6 protein-coding genes are annotated in these 5,747 nt (G+C 54.8%); 4 read left to right on the forward strand and 2 right to left on the reverse strand.

All coding sequences use genetic code 11. The features are described from left to right. Positions 1-313 precede the first annotated feature (313 nt). Positions 314-1,099: a hypothetical protein gene (locus tag OPU69_RS19730; RefSeq protein WP_058539809.1), complete on the forward strand. Its 786-nt coding sequence runs from the start codon at positions 314-316 to the stop codon at positions 1,097-1,099. Between the two features lie 10 nt (positions 1,100-1,109). Here the strand turns inward: OPU69_RS19730 and OPU69_RS19735 are convergent, their stop codons facing one another. Together OPU69_RS19735 and OPU69_RS19740 are read right to left on the reverse strand one after the other, a co-directional pair. Beyond that, positions 1,110-1,769 carry a hypothetical protein gene (locus OPU69_RS19735; protein WP_058539810.1) on the reverse strand — a complete coding sequence of 220 codons (660 nt, stop codon included), beginning with the start codon at positions 1,767-1,769 and terminating at the stop codon, positions 1,110-1,112. A 30-nt stretch (positions 1,770-1,799) separates the two neighbouring features. Beyond that, positions 1,800-2,009 (reverse strand): hypothetical protein, encoded by a 210-nt coding sequence (locus OPU69_RS19740; RefSeq protein ID WP_058539811.1) that lies wholly within the window; start codon positions 2,007-2,009, stop codon positions 1,800-1,802. A gap of 330 nt (positions 2,010-2,339) precedes the next feature. Between OPU69_RS19740 and OPU69_RS19745 the strand changes: the two genes are divergently transcribed. Genes OPU69_RS19745 through brxC form a run of 3 tightly spaced genes read left to right on the forward strand, consistent with a single transcriptional unit; the run spans position 2,340 to position 5,703 of the window. After that, positions 2,340-2,930: a DUF1819 family protein gene (locus OPU69_RS19745; protein ID WP_196490380.1), complete on the forward strand. Its 591-nt coding sequence runs from the start codon at positions 2,340-2,342 to the stop codon at positions 2,928-2,930. After that, the gene (locus tag OPU69_RS19750) at positions 2,927-3,496 is read left to right on the forward strand and encodes a DUF1788 domain-containing protein (protein WP_066114666.1); all 570 of its coding nucleotides are present in this window, start codon (positions 2,927-2,929) and stop codon (positions 3,494-3,496) included. Before OPU69_RS19745 ends, OPU69_RS19750 begins: the two co-directional genes overlap by 4 nt. A gap of 5 nt (positions 3,497-3,501) precedes the next feature. Then, positions 3,502-5,703, forward strand: coding sequence for a BREX system P-loop protein BrxC (gene brxC, locus OPU69_RS19755; RefSeq protein WP_155645699.1), 2,202 nt, complete (start codon positions 3,502-3,504; stop codon positions 5,701-5,703). Positions 5,704-5,747: the final 44 nt, after the last annotated feature.

The raw sequence follows: 5,747 nt of genomic DNA on the forward strand, positions 1-5,747 counted from the left end.
TAAAACCCAACAACAGACGAGGCCCGCACTCCGCTAATTTACGCCGCGACCTGTGCCAAATGTTCTGACGACGGACAACCCGTTCTGTAGTAGTGCTCTATCGGTCCATCGTTGCCGTGCGGGTCTAGGAATCCCATCGCCGTTCTCCTAGCCTTTCCGTAGCGTTTTTACGCCAAAAAGACAATCATAGGTTCAACGCTGCTAGGGGTGAGGAGTCGATTGCCGATTCGATTTGTATCCGCGATTGCGCGGGGTGTCAGAATCATACGAGAAGGGGAGCGGTTACGCTGAATTCAAGCGAGCCGTTGAGAGCATGTTATCGAAGACTGACGCGACATATCTCGATCTTCGAGAGCGCATTCTATTTGGCGAGCTCAAGGCTGGAGCACCGTACTCTGCCCAGGACATGGCTGCGTACTACGGGCTTCATATCAATATGGCGCGCAGGCTGCTGGTTGCCTTGAAGGTCGGCGGCTATCTTACCCGCTCGGGCACGTCCTATGTCATCTCAACATTCTCGCAGAGCCAAGTTGAGGAATGGCGCCTTTCGTTGGGCGCAATCGTCGAGATCGGGGCAGTACGGTTGGCGCAGTCCGGGGGTGGAACTCTTGGCCCGCTTGCGGCATTCATCGACGAACGCATTCGAAACGTCCCTGTGAAACACGAGGATTTTTTTCTTGGTGCCATGGGGCTGACGCATATCGTCCTGGGTGGCAAGGAAAGCACCCTTGCCAACCTTGTCTCGCAATTCATCCCCCAGGCGTTTTTCCGCCTCCTTTGGATGGCAGATTCTTATGCTGTCCGCACAGGATTTCTAGTGGAGGCGAGCGACCAGTTTCTTGGATCTGCCAGGTCAGGCGACCTTGCGGGCGTTCGCGCAGCTAGCCGGATCTTCTTCGATGGCATCGCCCCTTCGCTCCAGACGCTCATCGAAAAGATGGGCGAGGGCATCTATCCGGTCAACGACCGCCAGGATGGGTTTCAGACGATCGAGGACAACATAGCCGGGTATCCAACCTATGCGGGCAGCTCCCGCACATTCACGCCGATTATAGAGCCTTTGGAAGAGGTCGGTCAGGTAGCCCTGCCGCTTTGCTGAGTGAGGCCTCCTACGCGATCACGGGCTCTCTCGGGTGGAGCCGCATGGCGACAGCTTCGGCTGCACAGTCCCGCGGTTCGGGCGTCCCGATGAGGTCCACAATGACATTAGCTGAACGTTTCATGCCCTCGAGGTCGGCAGCCTCAAGTCGAGCCGCAACTGCATAGGCGACCGCCAAACTGGCGTGTTTGACGTAATCTTCCATGAGGCGAAGCTCGCCGGTGGCGCTGACGATCGCCAGCATCATCCTGTTATGAGCAAGGCTCGTCCCAATCGTGTCCCCGCCATCCGCTTCTTCGAGGAAGTTCTCAGCCAAGGCGCGGATAACAGGTAGTGCCGGCGCGCAGTCCATGGACGACAGCCTGATGATTGCCGCGGCTTCGATTGCCGCTAGTTCGGCTATCTTATCATCGAGTTGCTTGCCGCTGGGCTGGTACCATTTGAAACGGGCCCAGTCCGTCTTAATGAAACCGGTGCTCCGCAGTTCCGCAAATGCGGCGGCACCCCAGTCTGCGTCCATTCCCACGATCGCGGCAAGCGAAGCTGGGTCAGTGCCCTCATATCCGAACTTGGAACTGATGCTGCAGCGCCGAATTTGCTCCATGCACGCGTCAGGGCTGATCGCCATCCGCTTGGCAGCTTCCTGGTAGAGCTCAATCCGTTTCGCCATGCGGCAATAGTAGCATGACGGCAATTCTCATCAATCGGCCTTTGGCCAATCGCCTCCGTGTACCTCACGCTCGTATTTCGAAATACGCTTCCATGCGATGGCGATTTCGTCAAATCCATCGTTCGAGAACAAGCGTTCGCACAGGCGGTCGATTTCGTGCGGGTCGTTAGGCAAGCTCTCGTCCTCACGGTACTTTGCGACCGCGTCCATTACTTTCAGAGCGTCGTCGTAGTTTGCCATTCGGTGCTCGTTTCGACCCTGTGATCGGTCGCATTGCTGTGGACCGTATGTCAAGACTGTATCACTAACTATCAAGGGTTTGCCGGTTGTTCGATTGGGCGCATTGCCGGTTGCATTGGCGTCGAGGCAAGCCTGTCGCGTGAAAGCGTTAGACTGCGCTGCGTTGGGTCGCGCTCAGCATCAAAACCCTTGAGTCGGTATGGCGCTCCTCTGCGAGGCGGACCGCCGCAAATCTTATGACTAGTATCGTCACCTCCGCACATTGGCTGTTCAGATTCGCTACGAATCTGCTAGATGAACGTTGGGCTGAGATTCTAATGGGATATCATTTTGCGCTACAAAGCAGACATCGCAGGAGGCTCCCTAAAGCTCTACGAATCAAGAGTTATCGCCGGGTTGCTGCTCGAATCTGTTTCAGCGGAAAAATGGAAGCAAGCGATCGAAGTCGAGAATGTGCTGCAGAAAACATCTCTGGGGACAGCAAAGCGCCAGGCCAGCCTTATTCGAACACGCCTCAAAACAATGACGCCTGACCATTGGCGGTTGGTTCGAGATGGTTCGAAACCCTTGGCCACCCAATCCGTGTTTGCGGCAGCAATCTCGCACAGCCAGTTGCTGAAGGATTTTTTGCTGCTCTTTGTTTGCGACCAATTTCGCACTGGCAACCTGGAATTGACCCGTCGCCATTGGCGCACGTTTGTAGCTTCGTGCCGAGAGCGTGATCCTGAAATGCCGATCTGGACACAATCTACCACTGACAAATTGGGCGACAGTGTTTTTCAGATTCTGACGGAGGTTGGAATGCTTTCCGATGGTTCTAAACCATTGCTCCAGCGGGTTCATTACCAGCCTGAAATAATGAGTTATCTTCACGAGCATAAATGCGACGAAGTCGTTCGCGCTATGCAGGCTTTCATATGACAAACTTACAGGCTCGGCTCGATCGTATTCGAGATAGGATCACGTCCGAGGAATTTCTGCACGGTCGCGGCCTCGGTAATGATGTGCCTTTCTACGCGTTCGATTATCCCAGCGTGTCGGAGCAGCAAGTCAACAATCACATCGAATGGCTGCTTGAGGATCTTGCCCGGAAAACTGGACTTAAGATTGGCGTGGTCAACATGTTCGAGTTGGCCGTTGAGCAACTGAAGAAGCGTGACCTTTATGCGAAGGCATTGGCAATGGAGAAAGCCAAAGGGGTTAGCTCGTTGCTCAGTGCGCTCAAGGGTCCACTCGAGCCCGGGAAAATGGCGGCTGCCTTGCTGGATAAATTTGGCGGCATGACGCTCGACATGCTGTTTTTGACAGGCGTGGGCCCGGCATACCCGTTGATTAGGACACATAGCCTTCTCAACAACCTTCAACCTCTGTTGGGTAGCGTCCCTCTAGTGCTATTCTTTCCTGGGCGATTTAGCGGCCAGAGCCTTCAATTGTTCGGTGATATGCAAGAAACGCCGTACTATCGCGCATTTAGATTGGTGGATTGATGCTCATGAATATCGAAAGTATTTTCACCAAAGACATCAATCGTCCGATCAATGGTGTTATCAAGGCCGATCAGCGCGACAAAGCCTATAACGAACTTGAAGAGTACGTGATCACCAAAGAGGTGGATCGGCATTTGCGTCAGTTCGTAAACGCCTTTCTTCAGGGGATTGACAGCAGGAATGACGCTGAGGTTTCCGCAAGGATGGGCGTCTGGGTCTCCGGTTTTTTCGGATCAGGCAAATCCCATTTCATCAAGATTTTGTCCTACCTGCTGGCCAATGATGCGGTTACGGAAGACGGCAAACCTGATCGTGTGCCCCTCGACTTCTTCATTGAGAAGGCCGCTGGCGACAGCGCCTTTCAGGGCGATTTGCGGCGAATGGCAAACGCCCAGACCGAGGTTATACTCTTCAACATTGATAGCAAGGCGGAACAAAATCACAGCCGGGATGCCATTCTTCAAGTTTTCCTGAAGGTTTTCAACGAGCACCTCGGATACTGTGGGGATCACCCGGAAGTCGCCCACATGGAGCGTTTTCTGGATGGCAAGGGGAAGTTCCAAGCATTTATCGATGTGCTGGCCGCCGACCATAACCTTGACTGGAGAGCGGAGCGCGATTCCTACCAATTCTATGGCTCGGAGGTCGCTGCGGCGCTGAGCAAGGTTCTCAGCCAACGGATCGAGGACCCTCAAGCGTGGATTGACAACCTCGATAAAGGTCTGGCCCTGACCATCGAGAACTTCGCCAAGTGGGTCAGGCAGTACCTTGATCAATCGGGCGGGGCAAAGCGCTTGGTCTTTCTTGCCGACGAGGTTGGCCAGTTCATCGGCGGCCAGTCCCAGCTCATGCTCAACCTCCAGACGATAACGGAAAATCTTGGTACTGTCTGCGATGGCCGGGCCTGGGTTGTGGTCACTTCGCAGGAGGACATTGAAGCGGTCGTTGGAGGAGCATTCGAGAAGGATCGCAGCAAGGACTTCTCGAAGATCCAGGGTCGGTTCACGACGCGCCTTTCACTTTCGGGAGCAAACGCGGATGAGGTCATTCAGCGACGTCTGCTCGAGAAGGCCCCCGCTGCCCAAGACGCCTTGAAAGCCTTGTTCCGCGAAAAGGGAGACATCCTACGCAATCAGATCACGTTTCGTGATTCAGGCATCACGCTGCGTTCCTTTGGTGATGCGGATGGTTTCGTCGAATGCTACCCATTCGCTCCATATCAATTCCTGCTGGTCCAGAAGATTTTCGAAGCCAGTCGTCAATTCGGCGCGACCGGCGGTCACCTTTCGAAGGGTGAGCGCTCAATGCTGGATGCATTCCAGACTGCTGCGAAGGCCATCAAGGACAAGCCTATCGGGGCGCTCGTCCCGCTGGACGCCTTTTACCCCGCAATTGAGAGCTTTCTGGAAGGTGTCGTCCGCACGGCGATCGGCAGGGTAGAGAACATTGCAGACCGCAGCGACTTTGATGCGCGAGTTCTGAAGACGCTGTTCCTCATTCGCTATGTCGAGGAAGTCCCTGCAAATATCGATAATTTGGTCACGTTTTTCGTGGACGAGGTCGACGCGGACAAGCGAGCGCTGAGGTCAGAGATTGAGCAGAGCCTGCTTCGGCTCGAGCGTGAAACGTTGATCAGCCGCAATGGCGATCTCTACTTCTTCCTGACGAACGAAGAGCGGGATATCAACAAGGAGATCAAAGATCAGGACTACAGCCAAGCGGACCTCAACCGCCTGCTTGGCGACGTCATTTTCGAAGACGTATTGCGAGATCGCCGTTATCGCCATGCCGCCAACGGGAAGGATTTCGATCTCACCCGGTTGATCGACCTGACGCCCTTTGGCAACCGGGTAGAGGGCAGCTTGATCCTCTCGGTTCTGACCCCTCTGGCGCCAGACTTTGGCACCTTCAACGACGCGCGGTGCATCGAGTTGAGTGTGGATGGCTCCGTCGGGCAGGTCGTCGTCAAGTTGCGCGACGATCAGAAGCTGTCAGACGAGATCACCGCTTACATCAAAACAGAGGCCTACCTGCGCCTCAAATCTGATGGCTCACTGCCACAGACAACCAAGCGCATTCATGACGACAAGCGCCTGGAAAACTCACAACGCCGCAATCGCATCAGCACTTCGCTCACGCAAATGCTGGAGGAGGCGAAATTTTATGTGCTGGGCTGTCCCCCGTCAGCACCAATGGCACAGATTTGAGGTTGTGATTTAAGGAGGGTTGGGGCTTCGTCGTAGTGACGAAG

It is taken from the genome of Blastomonas sp. 34TW (genome assembly GCF_059803595.1).

Bases quoted from the DNA above. Each gene is read 5' to 3' on its own strand.
- OPU69_RS19730 (WP_058539809.1), top strand. From the start codon at position 314: ATGTTATCGAAGACTGACGCGACATATCTCGATCTTCGAGAGCGCATT.
- OPU69_RS19735 (WP_058539810.1), bottom strand. From the start codon at position 1,769: ATGGCGAAACGGATTGAGCTCTACCAGGAAGCTGCCAAGCGGATGGCG.
- OPU69_RS19740 (WP_058539811.1), bottom strand. From the start codon at position 2,009: ATGGCAAACTACGACGACGCTCTGAAAGTAATGGACGCGGTCGCAAAG.
- OPU69_RS19750 (WP_066114666.1), top strand. From the start codon at position 2,927: ATGACAAACTTACAGGCTCGGCTCGATCGTATTCGAGATAGGATCACG.
- brxC (WP_155645699.1), top strand. From the start codon at position 3,502: ATGAATATCGAAAGTATTTTCACCAAAGACATCAATCGTCCGATCAAT.